We start from the raw sequence: 20,090 nt of genomic DNA, 5'->3' as shown, positions 1-20,090 counted from the left end.
ACCGTCTTGAGTATAGTGGCACGGTTAATTAATTTAACCTAGGATGGAGTGGTTGTTATGTTATTTCGTTGGCCTGTTCGCGTCTATTATGAAGATACAGATGCGGGCGGTGTGGTTTACCATGCACGTTATCTTGCTTTCTTTGAACGAGCTAGAACCGAGATGCTACGGGATAAAGGTATCAATCAACAAAGTTTACTAGCCGAGAACATTGGATTTGTTGTTCGGAGTATGACAACTGATTTTGTGAGAGCAGCTCGGCTGGATGATTTATTGGAAATTGAGACACAAATCGTGGAAATGAAGCGTGCCTCTTTAACCTTTCAACAAAGGTTAATTGATTCACAAGGTAACCTGCTTTGTGGGGCGACAGCCCTGATTGCTTGTGTGGACATATCAAAAATGAAGCCGACAGCGCTTCCTAAGTCTATTGTCGCGGAGTTTAAACAGTGACTGACATGAATATCCTGGATTTATTCCTAAAAGCGAGCCTATTGGTTCAGATCATTATGTTCGTTTTGATTGGTTTTTCTATCGCTTCTTGGGCCATCATTATACAGAGAACAAAAATTTTAAATGCGGCCACTCGAGAGGCTGAAGCGTTTGAAGATAAATTTTGGTCAGGTATTGAGTTATCGCGTTTATATAAAGAAAGTCAGGCACGCCGTGATTCGCTAAGTGGGGCAGAGCAAATTTTCCATGCGGGCTTCAAGGAATTTGTGCGTTTACACCAAGCTAATATTCACGCGCCCGATGCGGTGGTTACGGGTGCGTCTCGTGCTATGCGTATTTCGATGAACCGTGAACTTGAATCTGTTGAAGCGCATATTCCATTTTTGGGTACCGTTGGTTCTATCAGCCCTTATATTGGGTTGTTTGGTACTGTTTGGGGAATTATGCATGCCTTTATCGCGTTAGGTGCGGTGAAACAAGCGACGCTACAGATGGTGGCACCGGGAATTGCAGAAGCGTTGATTGCTACTGCAATTGGTCTGTTTGCCGCGATCCCTGCTGTTATGGCGTATAACCGTTTGAACCTGCGTGTGAACAAGCTAGAGCAGAGCTACGATAACTTTATGGAAGAGTTTCTGGCTATCTTACATCGCCAAGCATTCTCTGCTGACAAGAAATAATACGAGGGGATAAGCGAATGGCGCGCAATAGTCGCAGACGTGAGCTGAAATCCGAAATCAATATTGTTCCATTATTGGATGTATTGTTGGTGTTACTGCTAATTTTTATGGCGACAGCACCGATTATCTCTCAAAGTGTGGAAGTTGATCTGCCGGATGCCACAGATACCCAAACTGTATCATCAAGTGATAATCCACCGATTATTTTAGAGGTGGCGGGCGTTGGGCAATACAATATGTTAATTGATGGTGAGCGATTAGATTTGCTGCCACCAGAACAGATTGCCGCAGAGGCGAAAGCTCAATTAGAGAAAAATCCAAAGGCGATTTTCCTCATCGGTGGTGCAAAAGAAGTTCCTTATGATGAAGTGATTAAGGCATTAAATATTTTGCATCAGGCAGGCATCAAATCCGTCGGCTTAATGACTCAACCCATGTAGTTTGAGTGAGTAACGATTCTTTTTTTGGATACCAATTGTGGGAAAGACAAAAGAGAAAAAAGATAATTTTAGGCGCTCTTTGTTGACATCAGTAGCACTGCACGTGCTACTGATTGGCCTAATTATAATTGGTTCCTTAGTCTCCGTCGTCAAACTTGGCGGTGGCGGAGAAGAGGGGACTGTTATCGATGCTGTAATGGTCGACCCAGGCGCAGTTGTCCAACAATATAATCAAATGCAGCAACAAGAAAACAGCGCCAAACAGGCCGCTAAAGAGCGCAAAGAGAAAGAACAGAAACAAGAAGCTGAGTTAAGGGAAAAGCAAGAGCAGGAACAAAAGCGCCTGCAACAGCTTGAACAAGAACGTATTCAGAGCGAGCGTGAAGCTCAAGAACGACAAAAACAAGCTGAGCAGCAGCAAAAGCAAGCGGCAGAAGCAGCGAAAAAAGCGAAGGAAGAGCAAAAAATTGCTGAAGAAGCGGCTGCAAAAGCAAAAGCTGAAAAAGAACGTTTGATTAAAGAGCAGGCTGCCGCGAAGGAAAAAGCGGAAGCTGAGGCGAAAAAAGAGGCCGAAGCTGTAAAAGCCAAGGCTGCTGCCGATGCTAAGGCGAAAGCAGAAAAAGAAGCCAAAGAAAAAGCAGAGAAGGAAGCGAAAGCTAAGGCAGATAAAGAAGCCAAAGCTAAAGCTGAAAAAGAAGCGAAAGCTAAAGCCGAAAAAGAAGCAAAAGCCAAAGCTGCTAAAGCGAAAGCAGAGGCCGCTAAAAATTCGGCTTCCGTTGATGATTTACTCGGCGATTTGACTGCTTCAGGTCCAAGTAAGCAAGGTGGTGCTGCTTCCGCTGGTCAAGGTGGTGGAAAACGCTCAGGAGCATCAAATGCAGATGTCGATAGTTATGCAGGTAAAGTAAAAGCAGCGATTCAGAGTAAGTTTTATGATTCAGACACTTACCGTGGACGGACGTGTGAACTTAAGTTACAAATTGCATCGGATGGTTTATTAGTAAACATTACTCCTAAAAGTAATGCTTCTAATGACCCAGCGCTGTGTGATGCGGCAATCAGAGCAGCAAAACTTGCCACGTTACCGCGTCCATCGCCAGATGTGTATGAAGCATTTAAAAAACAAGGAAGTACAGTTATATTTAGTCCAAAATAAGATAAGTCGGAGCTGTCTGTATTGAATTTATGTCTGCTATAGCATAAATAGTTCTTACAATATCTAGTTTTGTTAGTATACCTTTGTTAAAATTCAGCGAATTATTGTGGCGGTGAATTCCACAGTAAGGGAGATAAGGATGAAGCAGGCTTTTAAAGTAGTTCTCGGGTTCTTAATGCTATGGGCAACAGTGGCTCAGGCTGAAATCCGTATTGAGATCACGGAAGGTGTAAACAGTGCTCAGCCAATAGGTGTTGTGCCTTTTAAATGGTCTGGCTCAGGTACGCCTCCGCAAGAAATCGGACAAATTATTGGTGCTGACTTGCGCAATAGCGGCAAGTTTAATCCTATTGACCCTAGCCGTATGCCACAACAACCGGGTACCGCTTCTGAAGTTACGCCAGAGGCTTGGACAACACTTGGAATCAATGCTGTTGTTGTAGGTCAGATTCAACCTGCGGCAGATGGTAGTTATGTGGTTAGCTATCAGCTCGTTGATGTTGCGGGTAGCCCAGGCACTGTTTTATCTCAGAATCAGTATAAAGTGACCAAAGAGTGGTTACGTTATGCAGCCCATACCGCAAGCGATGAAGTTTTTGAGAAGCTAACAGGTATCCGTGGTGCATTCCGTACTCGTATCGCCTATGTGGTCACAAATAAAGGCGGTCAATACCCATATGAATTACGCGTTTCTGATTATGATGGCTATAACCAATTTACAGTTCATCGTTCTCCAGAACCGTTAATGTCGCCAGCATGGTCACCTGATGGTGAGCGTTTGGCGTATGTAACATTTGAAAGTGGCAGTTCTGCTCTGGTTATTCAGACACTGTCTACTGGAGCTGTTCGTCAGGTGGCATCATTCCCTCGTCATAATGGTGCGCCGGCATTTTCTCCAGATGGCACTAAACTGGCATTTGCACTATCAAAAACAGGTAGCTTAAATCTTTATGTGATGGATTTAGCGAGCGGCCAAATTCGTCAAGTGACTGATGGTCGTAGTAACAACACTGAACCTACTTGGATGCCAGATAGTCAAACGTTGGTCTATACCTCAGACCAAGCGGGTCGCCCGCAAATTTACAAAATTAATATTAATGGCGGTAGCCCTGAACGTGTGACCTGGGAAGGTACACAAAATCAGGACGCTGATGTTAGCCCGGATGGATCTTTCATTGTAATGGTCAGTTCCGGTGGCGGTCAGCAGCATATCGCCAAACAGGATCTGGCAACGGGTAACGTTGAATATTTAACGAAAACGTTTCTAGATGAAACGCCGAGTATCGCACCTAACGGCACTATGGTTATTTATAGCTCCTCTCAAGGCTTGGGGACTATATTGCAGCTAGTTTCGACCGACGGGCGTTTCAAAGCGCGTCTTCCGGCTACCGATGGACAGGTTAAATTCCCTGCTTGGTCGCCGTATCTGTGATGCATAATAATAATGTGTGGCAAACTATTAAGGATCAAAACGATGCAACTGAATAAAGTGCTTAAAGGGCTGATGATCGCATTACCAATCATGGCAGTCGCAGCTTGTAGCTCTAACAAAAACAATGACCAAAATGGTGCGGATTCTTCAATGAACCAAACTAACTCAGGTCTGTCTGCGGAAGAGCTGGCACGTCAGCAAATGCAAGAGCTGCAAAATAACAATATCGTTTACTTCGGTTTCGATAAATACAACGTATCTCCAGAATATGCTGATATGTTAGACGCTCACGCTGCATTCCTGCGCAACAACCCATCTGTTAAAGTTGTTGTTGAAGGTCACGCGGATGAGCGCGGTACTCCTGAGTACAACATCGCACTGGGCGAGCGTCGTGCTAATGCAGTTAAAATGTATCTGCAAAGCAAAGGTGTAGCAGGCGATCAAGTTTCTCTGGTTTCTTATGGTAAAGAAAAACCAGCAGTGTTAGGTCACACAGAAGCTGATTACGCTAAAAACCGTCGTGCAGTAATTGCATACTAATTAATAAGCGAATTATCTCTTATGAACAGTAACTTCAGACATTTATTTGTAGGTCTGTCGTTATTGGTTGGTGTAGCGGCCCCTTGGGCCGCTATTGCCCAAGCGCCAATCATTAATGTCGGATCCGGATCATCCGGTGACCGCCTCACTCAGCTTGAGACAGCAGTTAACTCTCAAGGCCAGATCTTATATCAAATCCAGCAACAGATTGCTGACAACCAACGCGATATTGATATGTTGCGTGGGCAAATTCAGGAAAGTGAATATAAACTGAATCAAATTGTTGAGCGTCAAAAAGATTTGTATATGCAACTAGATCAGGTTAGTGGTGGAGCGGCAGCATCGCCAGACTCAGCAGCAACGAATTCTTCCTCTTCGACCACCCCTGCACCAGCAGCATCGGGCGGCGGTGAAAAAGAAGATTATAATGCTGCGGTTACACTGGCGATGAACAGCAAATCTAAAGCGCAAATCGATGAAGCTATCGGTGCACTACAAAGCTTTGTGAAAAATTATCCTAAATCGAACTATCAATCGAATGCTAACTATTGGTTAGGGCAACTTAATTACAATAAAGGTAGCAAAGATGACGCGGCATTCTATTTTGCCACTGTTGTCAAAGAATACCCTAAATCTCAAAAAAGCAGTGAAGCCTTGTATAAAGTCGGTTTGATTATGCAAGACAAAGGGCAAAAGGATAAAGCGCGAGCGGTATACCAGCAGGTATTGAAGCAGTATCCAAATAGCTCTGGAGCGAAGCTCGCGGAGAAGAAACTCAGCTCGTTATAATGATTAACCCCGAAGAAGTGGTTACCGAATATTTCGGGGTTAACCGTATGATAAGTGTGCATTCAATCGTTTTTTTCAAAAAAATCATTGCACCATCGTCAGAAATCAGTAATATAAGCCGCCGTTGACACAAGAATAAATTGTGTTGATAAAAGTATTTTAAAATGGGTCGTTAGCTCAGTCGGTAGAGCAGTTGACTTTTAATCAATTGGTCGCAGGTTCGAATCCTGCACGACCCACCATTTTAAAATTCAAAACCAGATATAAGTAGATGGGTCGTTAGCTCAGTCGGTAGAGCAGTTGACTTTTAATCAATTGGTCGCAGGTTCGAATCCTGCACGACCCACCATCTTAAAGTTCAAAACCAGATATATCAGATGGGTCGTTAGCTCAGTCGGTAGAGCAGTTGACTTTTAATCAATTGGTCGCAGGTTCGAATCCTGCACGACCCACCATCTCACTTATTTCTCTAAGTCATCCAGCAAACGTTGAAATTACTGATTGCACTAAACGTGCCGGTGAGACGCTGCGTTCAGGTTCGAGCCGAGCGAAGCGAGACCGCGTTGCGCTTGTGGCAACGACCCGATGATTCGAACGTATGACGCTTCCTTTTTTGAGAACTCACTCAAGGTATTGAATACAGATTTAGACTAGTCTAAATAAAGCATAAATAATTGATCATATTGTAAAATATAAGTTATTTATTTTAAGTAATCATAGGCAAGGACTAACGGATGAAAAAATTATTAGCGGTTTTCTGTGCAGGGGCATTTGTTTCAACGAGTGTATTTGCGGCCATTCCGCCAGGAAATGATGTAACCACTAAACCGGATCTTTACTATTTAAAAAATGCTCAAGCGATTGATAGCTTAGCATTGCTACCACCACCACCCGAAGTTGGCAGTATTCTGTTTTTAAATGATCAGGCAATGTATGAAAAAGGGCGTTTATTGCGTAACACAGAGCGAGGTAAACAAGCTGCGGCAGATGCTGATCTCGCTGCTGGAGGGGTGGCAAATGCATTCTCAGAGGCGTTTGGTTACCCTATTACTGAGAAAGACTCGCCAGAAATTCATAAATTACTCACCAATATGATTGAAGATGCGGGGGATTTAGCGACTCGTTCTGCAAAAGAAAAATACATGCGGATCCGCCCGTTTGCATTCTATGGCGTTGAAACCTGTAACACGAAAGACCAAGATAAATTATCTAAAAATGGTTCTTACCCTTCAGGGCATACATCAATTGGCTGGGCTTCAGCATTAGTGCTATCAGAAATTAATCCTGAAAACCAAGACAAAATTTTAAAACGCGGTTATGAACTTGGTCAAAGCCGTGTGATTTGCGGTTACCATTGGCAAAGTGATGTTGATGCGGCACGTATTGTTGCATCAGGGGCTGTAGCAACGCTGCACTCTAATCCTGAGTTTCAAAAACAGCTACAAAAAGCAAAAGATGAGTTTGCTAAATTGAAAAAATAGTTGTGATAAAACAGAACTGCCTTGCTGATTTATCTGTAGCAAGGCGGTTTTTTATTGTGAAGTGGTTGGTGAGGTTAATAGAAAGCGTCTAAATCAAATATTTTCAGGGAGTAGGCTATTATCCTGCAATAAACCAATCACTAGCGTTTGCATCCGTTGGCTCAATGTATGATCGATAGGGTAGTTAAGGTGTTGAGCAATCTCGGTTGTGACTTCATCGAAGCATGACATCAATAGGTGCAAAGATTGAGCCGCTTGCTGTGGGGTTCGATAGTCAAAAAGGGTTTGAGTGGCCTGTTGTATCCGTTCAGGCATCCACGATTGATAAGCTTTTCCATGGTACCACACATCTTGCTGACCATGACTTTTGATAGAAGCGAGGAGTTCAACCATGGTTAATAAGGCCTTTTTCATATCAACATCTCTTGACCAAGCACTCCAGAGTTCATCACGTGACAGGGCGATAGCGACTTGGTGTGCCTCATACCAGAACTCGTTACAGATAAATGTAAACTTCTTCTGGGTAAGTTGCTTGGGGGGAAGTTGAGCTTGCTGACTTTCAGGGAGTTTTTCCGTAATACCCGTTTTATCGAGTAATACGGTATAGCCGCGTGCATAGGTGTTATCAAGCCCATGTTGAGCCATTTTTTGCAGTCGAGAGGGTTCTGCAAATGTAAAATCGACCTTTCTGCCCTGTTCATAAATCGCTAAACAAGTTGGCCACTCAGGCTCATTTTCACCGCCATTCATAAGATGCAATGCAACCAAAGGTTGAGCAAACGTATTAATCCATTTAGGGTTATGAAAAAGGTCTGTTACGCCTAAACCGATTAATTCAATATCGATATCTGAATAGCGATCAATATGTTGTTCCCTTCCTCTAGAGCCCGTTAAAATGACCGCTTCAATTCTAGGATCGATTAAAGAAACAGAAATAATTTTATTTATTAAAGATGCAGGTGATTCCATAACTAACCCATCGAATTTATAAAAACGGTTAAGATACCTGTAAAGTCAATGAAATGCTAAGAAACATAACAATTATAGATGTTATTATTTAGTTATTGGTTTGAATTAACAAAATAATGGCTGAAAAATCGACGAGACTTCCTCGATAAATTAGCGTATCTTGTTTAGTATATAAAACAAAAAGGTGCTGTTTTACTTATTTTATCGCTAATTTTAGAAATAAAATTGCGTTATGCTAAACAGAGGCGGAAGATGAGCGAGTTTATTGATTTTAATCAGTCGGTTTACCCATTCCCAGCGAAACCCACACGATTAAGCTCTGATGAGAAAGCGTTTTATCGTGAACGCATCAAGTCTTTACTGATTGAAAAAAATGCGGTTATTGTTGCACATTACTATACCGATCCCGATATTCAAGCATTAGCGGAAGAAACGGGGGGTTATGTTGCTGATTCCTTAGAAATGGCTCGTTTTGGTGCCCGCCATTCTGCCTCCACATTATTGGTGGCCGGTGTGCGTTTTATGGGGGAAACGGCTAAAATCTTAAGCCCAGAGAAAACGGTATTAATGCCGACACTTGACGCAGAATGTTCTCTCGATCTCGGATGCCCCGAAGATGAATTTGCGCATTTTTGTGATCAGCATCCAGACCGTACGGTCGTAGTCTATGCAAATACTTCAGCAGCGGTTAAAGCACGAGCTGACTGGGTTGTGACATCCAGTATTGCTGTGGAATTGATCGAACATCTTGATAGTTTAGGCGAAAAAATTATTTGGGCGCCGGACCGCCATCTTGGTCGCTATGTTCAAAAGCAAACCGGAGCAGATATTTTATGTTGGCAGGGGGCCTGTATTGTTCATGATGAGTTTAAAACTCAGTCTTTAACTAAAATGAAAGCGCTATATCCTGAAGCCGCTGTATTAGTTCACCCTGAATCGCCTCAAGCCGTGGTTGACCTTGCGGATGCCGTTGGTTCAACCAGTCAATTAATTAAAGCTGCACAAACGTTACCGAATCCTTCAATGATAGTTGCGACGGATAAAGGCATCTTTTATAAAATGCAGCAGGCTTGCCCAGATAAGTCGTTATACATCGCACCTACCGCCGGTGAAGGCGCGACTTGTCGTACATGCGCCCATTGCCCTTGGATGGCAATGAATGGACTTAAGGCAATAACACAGGCGTTAGAGAGCTATGGTGAACAGCACCAAATTCATGTGAGTGATATTTTGCGTGAAAAGGCAATGCTTCCCTTAAATAGAATGCTAGATTTTGCAGAGAGTCTAAAATAGGTAGGGAGTCGTTTTGTTATCTGTGTCGTGATGATGAGCAATCTATTTATAGTGTCACACATGATGAATATAAGGATTTTGGGATGGATTTCTTTAGCACAAGTAATATTTTAGTCACTATTCCGTTGTGGAGTAGTATTTATGAGTTGTCATATATCGAAGCGGTAGGGACGATTGCGGGGTTATTATGCATTCTGTTGGCCAGTTTTGAAAAGACCATCAATTACTTTTTTGGGTTAATCAACGTCACCTTGTTTGCGGTGATCTTTTTTCAAATTCAACTCTACGCCAACTTGCTGTTACAGGTGTTTTTCTTCATCGCGAATATCTATGGCTGGTACGCATGGAGCCGTGTTGATAATCAGCAGCAAACGGAGTTAAAAATTCGTTGGCTGAGTTTACCGAAAGCAATGATAACGTTATTAGTCTCTGTGTTAGTAATCGCTTACTTAACTTACAATATTGATAGGGTTTTCGGGGTATTGGCGACATGGGCTGTTGACGTATTAAATTTATTTGGCGCTAACTTGCAGTTACCTGCCTTAGAACCGGATGCGTTTCCATTCTGGGATTCAACTATGACGGTTTTATCTGTGGTAGCGATGGTCCTAATGACTCGCAAATATGTTGAAAACTGGCTTTTATGGGTAATCATTAACGTGATTAGTATTGTTGTATTCTATAAGCAAGGCGTATATGCGATGTCTTTAGAGTACTTAATCTTACTAGGCATTGCGTTGAATGGTTCAAGATTGTGGGTGAAATCAGCGAAGCAAAATGGTTCAGCGCCACTTTCTCGCTCATCATGACAAAATTTAATCATAAAACGGTGAAAGTAACATTATCGATGTTTTGCCGTTTTTGTTTCTTTTTCCTCTAAAAATCATCCTAAAAATGGGGCTATTACGCCATTTAATTGACTTTAGCCTCATTTTATAATCTTAAAGCCTAAAAGTGATAATTTCATACCATGTTTAGCTGTTTACAGAAGGCGGCTGAACGGTTAGATTAAAATTTCGATACCTGCCGTCTTTCTAATCGCAGCTTTGTTAGTGGTAAAAGGATTTTATTATTATCTTTTCGCTTAAAGTAAGTGTTTACCATCGCTCTGCTATTGGGATCCATAGGGTATGTAAATCATCAGTATAAAAAAATAAACATTGGATTAACGGGTATGAATTATCAGAACGATGACGTCAGAATTAAACAAATAAAAGAATTATTGCCACCTATTGCATTGCTGGAGAAGTTTCCTGCAACAGATAAAGCGGCGTTTACCGTTCATGAAGCACGTCTCGCCATCCATAATATCTTGTCAGGCGAAGATGATCGCCTTGTTGTTGTGATTGGCCCTTGCTCTATTCATGATACTAAAGCGGCTCTAGAATATGCTGAGCGCCTGAATAAATTAAGAGAAGAACTTAAAGGTTCACTTGAAATCGTGATGCGCGTGTATTTTGAAAAACCACGCACCACTGTGGGCTGGAAAGGGCTAATTAATGATCCTCATATGGATAATAGCTTTGATATTAATGAAGGATTGCGTATTGCTCGTGAGCTATTGGTCAAAATTAATGATCAGGGGCTACCAACGGCGGGTGAGTTTTTGGATATGATCAGCCCACAATATGTTGCTGATTTAATGAGCTGGGGAGCAATTGGTGCACGTACGACGGAGTCCCAAGTTCACCGAGAACTCGCATCGGGTCTTTCTTGTCCTGTCGGTTTTAAAAACGGGACCGATGGCACAATTAAAATTGCTATTGATGCAATTAACTCTGCACGTTCGCCGCATTGTTTCTTATCTGTCACCAAATGGGGCCATTCAGCTATCGTGAATACGAGTGGTAATCAGGATTGCCACATTATTTTGCGTGGTGGTAAAGAGCCTAACTATAGCGCAGAGCATGTTAAAGCGGTACGTGAAGGGCTAGCCAACGCAGGGCTAACGCCAAGCATTATGATTGATTTCAGCCATGCTAACAGTAGTAAGAAGTTTGAGAAGCAGATGATTGTGGCTGATGATGTAAGTGAACAATTACGCCAAGGCGATCGTTCTATCACAGGGGTGATGATCGAAAGTCATCTTGTAGAAGGAAACCAAAGCTTAGATTCTGGTGAGCCACTGGTTTATGGTAAAAGCGTCACAGATGCATGCATTGGGTGGGATGATACTGAAAAAGTACTACGTCAATTATCTGATGCTGTGATTGCTCGTCGTCAGAAGTAACTGGCTGATAGCGGTAATACGAAAGAAAAGCCCGTGTATTTTGCGACACGGGCTTTTTGCTTTGTAGGGGGTTTATCGGTTAATGAGCGACTTTTTCTAATATTTCACCCAACTTGTTTTTATCCTCTTCGCTTAAATGGGACAGTGAAATGGATAAAGGAATCATGTTTTGGCTACCTTGTCCTGCTTGAGCTTGCAATAAAACAGTATTTTTTTCGTGTCTTAAGTAAGTAACATCTTTTAATGGGATTCGGTAATAGAGACTAAATAAACTGGGGCGGATATAAAAATAGCTACCTTTGGTTGCTACGTAAGGTGTGCCATGAATGCGTTTTCCCAAAATAAATAGCAGAATCGCAAGGACTATCAAGAACATTCCTAAGCTTTGACTCAAAACCACGAATATCGCGCCGAGTACGCCAACGATGATGGTCCGCAGTGTATTATGCCGATTGTTAAAGACAAGGTTGGTATCGAAATCAACTTTGATGGTTGGATCAACGCTTTCCAGTTGATGGAAACGCCAACGTATCGCTGAAAAGATCATGCCACAAAGGAAAACAATCGTGATTGGCATGAGTGCTAAGCTACTTATTAGCGCGACACCAATCGCAACTCTGGGTTTGTAGCTCATGATCATCATGCTGATCAGCTGGATTGGAAAGCTAACGCACGCAATGATCATTAATATTCTCATTAAATGTGCATTTTGGGCGCCGTCAGAGCCATCAATAATCAGTTCACCTGTTTGGAGCATATACAGCAGTGAGCCAAGTAGTGAAATATTAAGCGCCAGCCCAACCCAAACATAGAGATTGAATTTATTCATAAAATTCTCAATTAGTTCATCATTAAATAAATTGTGCCATAAAAAAGTAGGGTGTCGAGTGCTATCGCGATAAATCGAAATTTATTGGCACTCTTTGATGGTAGGCAGAAAAAAACGCAACCCACTAGGTGGGTTTTTTTCTATCATTATTTGGGTTAATCAAGAAAATCAATATTTAAGAACATTCCTAATCATCAATGTTCTGAGATTACTCGTTTTTTATATTCTTTACATTATCTTCTTCCAAGATTTTAATTTTGTTTTTTCAATAAAAATGAACAAATCGTTCAAAAAAGTCCCCTATCTTTAATTTGACTTAAGCTAAATAATCACTAGCTGGAATTATAACTAAATAGGATTATTTAATGAAAAAAGTACAAATTGTATCTTTAGCCTTTGCTTTGATTAGTTCGATTGGTAGTGCTATTGCATCAACAGGTCACGAGGGATATTACGGAGCTGCACGACTCGCGAAAGTGTGGCAAAAAGCGGATAGCATGGATACGAGTCTTCGCCCAGGAATTGGTCAGTTTGTTTCGGGCGATGATAAAGATGATTTTTATAATGCTTCACTGGCAGCGGGTTATCAGTATGGTAATGGCTGGCGTACAGAAGCTGAATATACCTTTAATAAAAAGGCAGAATACACGAGTGGTTCATCAATTTTTTCGACAAGCTTTAACCATCATAAAACGGAATCACAGCGCTTAATGTTGAATGTTTATCGTGACTATGAAATCCATCAAGGGGTTTCAGTGTACGGTACAGCGGGTATCGGTATTGCAAAAGTGAAATCTTCAGGGTGGCAAGGCAACCCTTCACGCCAATATGGCAGTAACACCGATACTAACTTAGCATACTCTCTTGGGGCGGGTGTCAGCTATGAGCCTATTGAAAGACTGAATTTTGATTTAGGCTACCGTTATATTGATTTAGGTAAGATCGAAAGTGGAATGAACAATTTTGCTAATGCCCGTGGCCTACAGGATGAACAAATGAAGGCGCATCTTAAATCACAAGAGCTAGTGCTGGGCGTGAGATATCTGTTTTAAACATTAACTCATTGTTATTCATTGGGATATGTCGTATATAAAGGGTTGGCATTTGCCAACCCTTTAGGTTGTTGACAACGTGGGATAAAGCGTTAATTATTTCGCTTTTCCTTGGTTGGCAACCGCAGCTTGTTTAGCCGCGATTTCTTCTTGGTTACCAAGATAGTAATGCTTGATTGGTTTCATGTTTTCATCAAACTCATAAACCAAAGGGACAGCGGTTGGAATATTCAGGTTGAGAATTTCTTCTTCACCCATGTTATCCAAGTATTTTACCAGTGCGCGTAGTGAGTTACCGTGAGCGGCAATAATCACTTTTTCACCTGCTGCAACACGTGGTTTGATCTCTTGCTCCCAGTAAGGAACAACACGCTCGATGGTGGTTGCTAAGCTTTCAGTCACTGGCAGTTCATCGCTTGATAGTTTTGCATAGCGTGGGTCATGACCAGGGTAACGCTCATCATCTTTAGTCAGCTCAGGAGGCGTGATTGCGAAACCACGACGCCATAATTTAACTTGCTCATCACCATATTTCGCCGCAGTTTCAGACTTATCTAGGCCTTGTAGTGCACCATAGTGACGCTCGTTCAGTTTCCAGCTTTTTTCAACAGGCAGCCATTGCTGATCAACCTGATCAAGGATATTCCATAAAGTATGGATAGCACGTTTCAGAACTGAGGTATATGCGAAATCAAAGACAAAACCTTCTTCTTTCAACTGTTGACCTGCAATTTTTGCTTCTTCACGGCCTTTGTCTGACAGTTCAACATCAGTCCAGCCAGTGAAACGGTTCTCTTTGTTCCACTCACTCTCACCGTGTCTTACCAAAACCAGTTTAGTTACAGCCATAGCTTAAACTCCTATCAGTACATTCAAATTAAAATGAATCATTGCTGACCTACATTATAGGGATAGTCAATCCGAACGCTAGTCACAACTGATGTTTTACCCAAACCAAATCAAAAAAGTGATGGTAAGCGCGTTAACTAGACAAAAATTTCGCTGATGAAGCCGCAAAATATCCTCTTCTATGCTTATTTTTCATCCAGAGACCATTTTGACTGGGTAAGTAAAAAACAATAGATGTAATAGATTTAACCCGAAGTGAAACGATACAGCAAGCCATAATTTTCCACTCCACATCCACGCTAAACCATAGATAATCCCCGCAAGGGTGGCAAAGAGGATCAATAAAGGGCCTCCAGCGGCGTGTGCTGCACCGAAAAGTAGGGCACTGAGCATGAGTGCTAGGTAGGGGGAGCCTAGCCATTGGGTGAATCGTTGTTGTAAGTAACCGCGAAAGAGCGCCTCTTCAGCGAGTGAGACAAACAACAGATTACTGATCATAAATATCGGCAGCCATGTGGGGAAATGCCATTCAACATCAATTCCTCCACTGATCGCGGCAATAATCAGTAATGCAGGAACGGCGGATATTAAAATCCACCATTGCCAAGGTTTAGCGGTTTTAAGTGGTTGAGTAGAAAATAGATTAGGCAGACAAAATAATAAAGCAACAGGCACTATTGCCTTGTCGAAATTTAAATACAGGGTAAAAGGGGCGCTTTGCTCACCGACAATAACCTTATCAAGGTATTTGAGGTTGTTAAAACCTGGGAATACATGAAGAAATAGACCAACTACAATGGCGAGCAGTGCGATTTCACTGACGATTTTGACGACTAAATGGTATTGAAAACGCCAGCGAATTATTCCAATCATAGTTATGACAAGAAGCAGTAAGATAGCTTGCCAGCTAAGGACATGAGTGAACAAGGCTATAATGACCGCAATAAAAAATAAAAATAGGGCGATAAATCGATGTGTTGCCAGTGTTGCAAGTGAAATAGCCAAGACAAGCCAGCCGGCCATAAATACTCCTAAATCGTACTGAGAATTATTGAAAGCGGCACAGTGTAATGATTTTGACTCATTTTTCGAGGCATCAATCCAATATATGGAAACAGTATTTGTACAAGTAAACGTAAATAAAGAAGTTATACATTTTTGTTTTAGAATAGGTAAGCCAATCATTAGATTAATTAAGGTCGATAAATCATCAAATCACATTATCGACCCTGATTATCATGATATTAAGCGGGATGATGCTCAACCACTTCTATGTCATAACGGTATTTGCCGTTATCGGGAATAAATTTTAGTCGATGCGTAATACAGCTAGGCGCATCTTCTTGGTGGTGGCTGACAAACAGCAGTTGTGTCGAACCTTGGTTCAGCATGATATCGATAAAGCGGAGTACTAATAAACGATTTAAGCCATCAAGCCCTTGTAGGGGTTCATCTAAAATTAACACTGTTGGGTGTTTAACAAGTGCGCGTGCAATGAGTACAAGGCGTTGTTGACCCCATGATAAGCTATGAAAAGGTTGTTGTGCGGATTGTGCGGAAAATCCTAGTAAAGCAAGCCATTCATAAGCTAATTGTACTTGGCGATCTGAAGGTGTTTGATATAAACCAATAGAGTCGTGAAAACCTGAAATAATGACATTAATCACGCTAGTTGCGACGCGATACTCTTGGTGAATACTGTTGCTGACGTAACCAATATGGCGTTTGATATCCCAGATGGTTTCTCCCGTTCCTCGGCGACGACCAAATAAAGTTAAATCATTACTGTAGCCTTGCGGGTGATCACCTGTAATTAAGCTCAATAATGTGGATTTTCCCGCCCCGTTTTCACCAATAATTTGCCAATGTTCTTTCGGGTTAACTTGCCAGTTTAAACCGTGCAAAATAGGTTTATCGTTATAACTGACAACGCCATTGCGCAAAATAACGCGTGGCACATCGTCTGCTAATGAAATTTGTGCGGTTGGGTCTTCGATTTCAGGGATAGAGAGTTGTTTAAGGTTTTCGCTGTGTTGCAGCTGAGTGATTAGGGTGTTAGCAAGTACTGACTCACGATTTCCCGATACGCTGAGCTTGCAATCAGCTAAAACGCCCATGTTATCAATGAAATCAGGAATTTCATCAAATCGATTAAGCACTAATATAATGGTTAGCCCTTTTTCAGATAGGCTGTATAGCAACTCGCCAAGATTATTTCTTGAATAGACGTCTAGTCCATCGAAAGGTTCATCAAGCACCAATAAATCAGGTTGTGCCATTAAGGTTTGGCAGAGTAATACTTTACGGGTTTCCCCCGTAGATAAATATTTAAAGCGCCTAGAGAGTAAATCACTGATACCAAATTTTGCGGCTAATTCTAAACAATATTCATTATCTCGATGGTGGAGTTGAATAATTTCAGCGGCGGTATAGCCCGTGTCATCTTCATTTTCGCCGAGTAAGTCGGTGTTATTACGTTGCCATTCTTCATTAATAATTTTTTGCAGTTGTTCAAAAGAGAGACGAATGGGGGTGTTAAACGTATTTTCCACGATACCAGATAACGGCTTCAGTTCTCCTGATAAGGCCTTGGCAAGAGAGGATTTACCACTGCCATTAGCACCAATAAATGCCCAGTTTTCATGCTGATTAATTGTTAATTCAGGTATATCCAGTGTTTGCGTGTCATTGAGCCTAAAGCTACTGTGACGCAGAGTAATTGAAGCCATAATACTTCCTTCTTATATACCCTTCTGCTTCAAGCGGCTGCACGGTATGAATAATATTGGCTAAGCGCCCGCTCACTAGTCAGGTTGTTGTCTTTATGCCTAGTGATGCATTAACTTGCTTTTTGGCTGCCAACTCGAATTAGCTAGAGTATCGATGTTATATTTACCTATCTGTCTCCTCCACAAATAATCATGATTGCAGACAATGTCAATAATTCACTGAGAAATGAAGCATAAAAAAAAGATGAGGGCACTTATTTATTGAGGATGATGGTGGCAATAAATAAGTGCGTTTGATTAGCAAAGCGTTGCGATGATCACTTGATCGGCATTAAATTGGGCGGTGACATCGTCATTGATCTGGAGCTGCTGTTGATCGACTTCTTGGTTACTGAGTGTTGAACACAGGGTTTCACCGCCTAATAAGGTGACGATAACTTCGCTATTTTCGTCACCACGTTCAAGTGTTGTGATTTTACCTGCAAGTTTATTATCAAATTCGTCCGTTGCTGCTGACGGCTTAGTCAATTTCACCCAAGGTGCTTTAATTAAAGCGAGTACTTCCTTACCTTCGGCAAGGCCTAGGCGGTTGGCACTCTGTTCTGTTAAGGCGGCATTAATAACGGTTTTATTATCCGCTAACAACACTTGGACATGTTGTTGGACTTGGCTATGGTCTCTTGCAATTAAGGTACCAAAGAATTGGTTACGTGCGCTGGTTTGTAGCGAGAAGCGAGAAATAGCAGCGAGAAGACTATCAAGGGGTAAATTGTCCTCTTTGAGAACATCGAATGCCTTTTGCTGGATTTGTGCTAGTAAATCGTAAAGTTGTAACAGCCTTTCACCATAATGAGTGAGCGTTGTTCCTCCGCCGCCTTTACCGCCCGTCGCTCTATCAACTAAAATATCATCCGCCAACTGATTCATTTCATTGATGGCATCCCAAGCACTCTTATAGCTGATCCCTGCTAATTTAGCGCCTTGGCTAATCGATCCTGTGGCTTTGATTTGTTTAAGCAGTGAAATTCGGCGAGGGTCAGCAAATAAATTTCCTTGTAGTTTTAGCGTGAGTAAGATTTCTGCCTGCATAAATATCTCCCTTCCTATTTCCTGTTAAGAACGACGCCATGAACAACGAAACTGCGACGAAAAAGCACGTTTAGTGTGTCGTTTGAAATGTAATTTGTCTACAATAGTGGCTGTTTTATCACTATTATATACGTTATTATTTAAATTCAGCTTTATTTTCCCTCGTCAGCGCATCAGTTGGCTGGTGGGCACAGTATCACTGAAGAGGCTTTAATGTTAGATATTCTAAAAAGCATGGGTTTTGCCCTGTTGATGGTTCCAGTTGTGATGTTTTTGATTATGGGGCTAATTTATGGCCTTGGGGCTTTCTTTAACCTGTTATCTAAAGCTCACGTTCCGCATCATCATTCCGAGAATAAATAATTCTCCCTCCTTATTTAAGTGTGCCTGTTTCTTGACGGATAATGTGAAGAAACAGGCTACTCAACATCCTTTCTTTGACTAATCCGATTTGAGTGTAGGCTCCCCGCATTTTGTGCCATTGACGCCAATTTTTGGTCAATTCATTGCGCTAGCACACTTTTATGCATCCTATGACTTTAAGTTATCGTTGTGTCCTGTTATATATAACGGGACAGTTAAATTTTAGGATGGATTAACATGAAAAAAAGCTTAATTAAGTTACTGGCGGGTGCCACGATAACGCTTTCAATGGCAAGCCACAGTGTTGCTGCGGAGAAGATTACCGTTTTTGCTGCCGCTTCTTTGACAAATGCGATGAATGAAATCTCTGAGCAATTTCAGAAAGAAAGCAAAGTAGAAGTGGTTTCATCTTATGCATCATCATCAACGCTTGCACGCCAAATCGAGCAAGGAGCCCCTGCAAATCTATTTATTTCTGCCGATCAACAATGGATGGATTATGCTATTGATAAGCAGTTAATGGTTGAAAATACCCGTTACACTTTATTAGATAATGAGTTAGTGCTTATTGCACCAAAAGATTCGAAAATTGAAAAAGTCGATATCAATAAACAGACTGATTGGAAAAAACTGCTCGATGGCGGACGTCTTGCGGTAGGTGATCCTGATCATGTGCCTGTTGGGATTTATGCTAAAGAAGCGTTGAACTACTTAGGGGCATGGGATACTGTCAATCCCATGTTAGCGAGAACAAACAACGTACGCAGCGGTATGGCGCTTGTTGAACGCGATGAAGCACCTTTAGGTATCGTGTATGGTTCTGACGCCGTTGCCAGTCAAAAAGTGAAAGTTGTCGGTATCTTTCCAGCTGACTCACATAAACCCGTTGAATACCCAATGGCTATTGTGAAAGATCAAGATAATAAAGCCACTCGTGACTTTTATGAATATCTGAAAACGCCTGCGGCATCAGAGGTATTCAAACGTTACGGTTTCACTCCACGTTAAGAGATTATAGTATTGCAGATGTTAAGTGCTTATGAATGGGAAGCGATTTACCTAAGTTTAAAAGTCTCTAGTGTTGCGGTGATCTTTAGCCTACCGCTAGGGATATTAGTTGCATGGGTATTGGTTCGTTGCCATTTTCCTGGCAAAACACTGCTTGATAGTATTATTCATCTACCACTGGTATTACCGCCAGTGGTAGTGGGGTATTTACTGTTGATCAGTATGGGACGCCGTGGATTTATTGGTGAGTGGTTGTATCATTGGTTTGGGTTTAGCTTCACGTTCAGTTGGCGTGGTGCGGCTTTGGCTTCTGCTGTTGTTGCATTTCCTTTGATGGTGAGAGCCATTCGTTTAGCGCTTGAGGCTGTCGACCGTAAATTAGAACAGGCCGCTAGAACGCTAGGGGCGACACCTTTACGTGTCTTTTTCACTATCACCATTCCGCTCTCTTTACCCGGTATTATTGTGGGTACGGTATTAGCCTTTGCGCGTTCTTTAGGTGAATTTGGTGCCACGATCACTTTCGTATCAAATATTCCAGGTGAAACTCAAACGATACCATTGGCGATGTATACGCTAATTGAAACACCGGGAGCAGAAGTTGATGCTGCTCGTCTGTGTGTTATCGCGATAGTGCTCGCACTGATCTCACTATTAATTTCAGAATGGCTAACCCGTTGGGGTAAAAAGCGATTAGGGGTAGCCTGA

General features: G+C 41.9%; 21 protein-coding genes and 3 tRNA genes. 18 read left to right on the top strand and 6 right to left on the bottom strand.

All coding sequences use genetic code 11. The features are described from left to right. Nucleotides 1-57 precede the first annotated feature (57 nt). The 11 genes from ybgC to phoC all read left to right on the top strand — a co-directional run bounded on the left by ybgC (nt 58) and on the right by phoC (nt 6,971). Nucleotides 58-453: a tol-pal system-associated acyl-CoA thioesterase gene (ybgC, locus tag G3341_RS14940; protein ID WP_154624834.1), complete on the top strand. Its 396-nt coding sequence runs from the start codon at nt 58-60 to the stop codon at nt 451-453. Further along, the gene (tolQ, locus tag G3341_RS14935) at nt 450-1,133 is read left to right on the top strand and encodes a Tol-Pal system protein TolQ (protein WP_163862761.1); all 684 of its coding nucleotides are present in this window, start codon (nt 450-452) and stop codon (nt 1,131-1,133) included. The genes ybgC and tolQ overlap by 4 nt, the downstream gene beginning before the upstream one ends. Nucleotides 1,134-1,150: 17 nt before the next feature. Beyond that, entirely contained in the window at nt 1,151-1,573 is a 423-nt protein-coding gene (tolR, locus tag G3341_RS14930) for a colicin uptake protein TolR (RefSeq protein ID WP_154624836.1), read from the top strand. A gap of 37 nt (nt 1,574-1,610) precedes the next feature. Beyond that, a complete protein-coding gene (gene tolA / locus G3341_RS14925; protein ID WP_163862758.1) occupies nt 1,611-2,729 on the top strand; it encodes a cell envelope integrity protein TolA in 1,119 nt (372 codons plus the stop codon). Nucleotides 2,730-2,868: 139 nt separating this feature from the next. Beyond that, a complete protein-coding gene (gene tolB, locus G3341_RS14920; protein WP_154624837.1) occupies nt 2,869-4,161 on the top strand; it encodes a Tol-Pal system beta propeller repeat protein TolB in 1,293 nt (430 codons plus the stop codon). A gap of 42 nt (nt 4,162-4,203) precedes the next feature. Further along, the gene (gene pal / locus G3341_RS14915; protein WP_014657760.1) at nt 4,204-4,701 is read left to right on the top strand and encodes a peptidoglycan-associated lipoprotein Pal; all 498 of its coding nucleotides are present in this window, start codon (nt 4,204-4,206) and stop codon (nt 4,699-4,701) included. A 21-nt stretch (nt 4,702-4,722) separates the two neighbouring features. After that, nucleotides 4,723-5,490: a cell division protein CpoB gene (gene cpoB / locus G3341_RS14910; RefSeq protein ID WP_154624838.1), complete on the top strand. Its 768-nt coding sequence runs from the start codon at nt 4,723-4,725 to the stop codon at nt 5,488-5,490. Between the two features lie 166 nt (nt 5,491-5,656). Then, a tRNA-Lys gene (locus G3341_RS14905) sits at nt 5,657-5,732 on the top strand. Nucleotides 5,733-5,763: 31 nt separating this feature from the next. Continuing rightward, nucleotides 5,764-5,839: transfer RNA gene (locus G3341_RS14900), tRNA-Lys, on the top strand. Between the two features lie 30 nt (nt 5,840-5,869). After that, a tRNA-Lys gene (locus G3341_RS14895) sits at nt 5,870-5,945 on the top strand. Between the two features lie 279 nt (nt 5,946-6,224). Next, nucleotides 6,225-6,971, top strand: coding sequence for an acid phosphatase PhoC (phoC, locus tag G3341_RS14890; RefSeq protein WP_154624690.1), 747 nt, complete (start codon nt 6,225-6,227; stop codon nt 6,969-6,971). A gap of 93 nt (nt 6,972-7,064) precedes the next feature. Here the strand turns inward: phoC and G3341_RS14885 are convergent, their stop codons facing one another. Next, a complete protein-coding gene (locus G3341_RS14885; RefSeq protein WP_154624691.1) occupies nt 7,065-7,940 on the bottom strand; it encodes an aminoglycoside 6-adenylyltransferase in 876 nt (291 codons plus the stop codon). A gap of 252 nt (nt 7,941-8,192) precedes the next feature. On the opposite strand from G3341_RS14885, the gene nadA reads away from it, so the two are divergent. The 3 genes from nadA (at nt 8,193) to aroG (ending at nt 11,463) form a co-directional block, all read left to right on the top strand. Next, the gene (nadA, locus tag G3341_RS14880) at nt 8,193-9,233 is read left to right on the top strand and encodes a quinolinate synthase NadA (protein ID WP_163862748.1); all 1,041 of its coding nucleotides are present in this window, start codon (nt 8,193-8,195) and stop codon (nt 9,231-9,233) included. A gap of 83 nt (nt 9,234-9,316) precedes the next feature. Continuing rightward, nucleotides 9,317-10,042 carry a nicotinamide riboside transporter PnuC gene (pnuC, locus tag G3341_RS14875; protein ID WP_154624693.1) on the top strand — a complete coding sequence of 242 codons (726 nt, stop codon included), beginning with the start codon at nt 9,317-9,319 and terminating at the stop codon, nt 10,040-10,042. Nucleotides 10,043-10,407: 365 nt separating this feature from the next. After that, a complete protein-coding gene (gene aroG, locus G3341_RS14870; protein ID WP_154624694.1) occupies nt 10,408-11,463 on the top strand; it encodes a 3-deoxy-7-phosphoheptulonate synthase AroG in 1,056 nt (351 codons plus the stop codon). Nucleotides 11,464-11,542: 79 nt separating this feature from the next. On the opposite strand, the gene G3341_RS14865 is transcribed toward aroG, so the two are convergent. Beyond that, nucleotides 11,543-12,292: a hypothetical protein gene (locus G3341_RS14865; protein ID WP_163862746.1), complete on the bottom strand. Its 750-nt coding sequence runs from the start codon at nt 12,290-12,292 to the stop codon at nt 11,543-11,545. Between the two features lie 365 nt (nt 12,293-12,657). On the opposite strand from G3341_RS14865, the gene G3341_RS14860 reads away from it, so the two are divergent. After that, a complete protein-coding gene (locus G3341_RS14860; RefSeq protein WP_154624696.1) occupies nt 12,658-13,344 on the top strand; it encodes an outer membrane protein in 687 nt (228 codons plus the stop codon). A 96-nt stretch (nt 13,345-13,440) separates the two neighbouring features. Here the strand turns inward: G3341_RS14860 and gpmA are convergent, their stop codons facing one another. The 4 genes from gpmA to modE all read right to left on the bottom strand — a co-directional run bounded on the left by gpmA (nt 13,441) and on the right by modE (nt 18,011). Continuing rightward, complete coding sequence (gpmA, locus tag G3341_RS14855; protein ID WP_154624697.1) at nt 13,441-14,193, bottom strand: 2,3-diphosphoglycerate-dependent phosphoglycerate mutase; 753 nt, start codon at nt 14,191-14,193, stop codon at nt 13,441-13,443. A gap of 192 nt (nt 14,194-14,385) precedes the next feature. Continuing rightward, a complete protein-coding gene (locus G3341_RS14850) occupies nt 14,386-15,216 on the bottom strand; it encodes a CPBP family intramembrane glutamic endopeptidase (protein ID WP_163862745.1) in 831 nt (276 codons plus the stop codon). Between the two features lie 221 nt (nt 15,217-15,437). Beyond that, the gene (modF, locus tag G3341_RS14845) at nt 15,438-16,922 is read right to left on the bottom strand and encodes a molybdate ABC transporter ATP-binding protein ModF (protein ID WP_154624699.1); all 1,485 of its coding nucleotides are present in this window, start codon (nt 16,920-16,922) and stop codon (nt 15,438-15,440) included. Nucleotides 16,923-17,219: 297 nt separating this feature from the next. Continuing rightward, nucleotides 17,220-18,011 carry a molybdenum-dependent transcriptional regulator gene (gene modE / locus G3341_RS14840; RefSeq protein WP_154624700.1) on the bottom strand — a complete coding sequence of 264 codons (792 nt, stop codon included), beginning with the start codon at nt 18,009-18,011 and terminating at the stop codon, nt 17,220-17,222. Between the two features lie 213 nt (nt 18,012-18,224). Between modE and G3341_RS14835 the strand changes: the two genes are divergently transcribed. The 3 genes from G3341_RS14835 to modB all read left to right on the top strand — a co-directional run bounded on the left by G3341_RS14835 (nt 18,225) and on the right by modB (nt 20,090). Further along, nucleotides 18,225-18,374 carry an AcrZ family multidrug efflux pump-associated protein gene (locus G3341_RS14835; RefSeq protein ID WP_154624701.1) on the top strand — a complete coding sequence of 50 codons (150 nt, stop codon included), beginning with the start codon at nt 18,225-18,227 and terminating at the stop codon, nt 18,372-18,374. 288 nt (nt 18,375-18,662) lie between these two features. Continuing rightward, entirely contained in the window at nt 18,663-19,382 is a 720-nt protein-coding gene (gene modA, locus G3341_RS14830) for a molybdate ABC transporter substrate-binding protein (RefSeq protein ID WP_244316516.1), read from the top strand. Between the two features lie 18 nt (nt 19,383-19,400). After that, on the top strand, nt 19,401-20,090 hold the full coding sequence (gene modB, locus G3341_RS14825; RefSeq protein ID WP_154624721.1) for a molybdate ABC transporter permease subunit: 690 nt from the start codon (nt 19,401-19,403) through the stop codon (nt 20,088-20,090).

Source organism: Providencia vermicola, from assembly GCF_010748935.1.
Lineage (GTDB): Bacteria > Pseudomonadota > Gammaproteobacteria > Enterobacterales > Enterobacteriaceae > Providencia > Providencia zhejiangensis.
The sequence above is the reverse complement of the archived record's forward strand: the minus strand, read 5'-3'. Positions and strand labels throughout refer to the sequence as shown.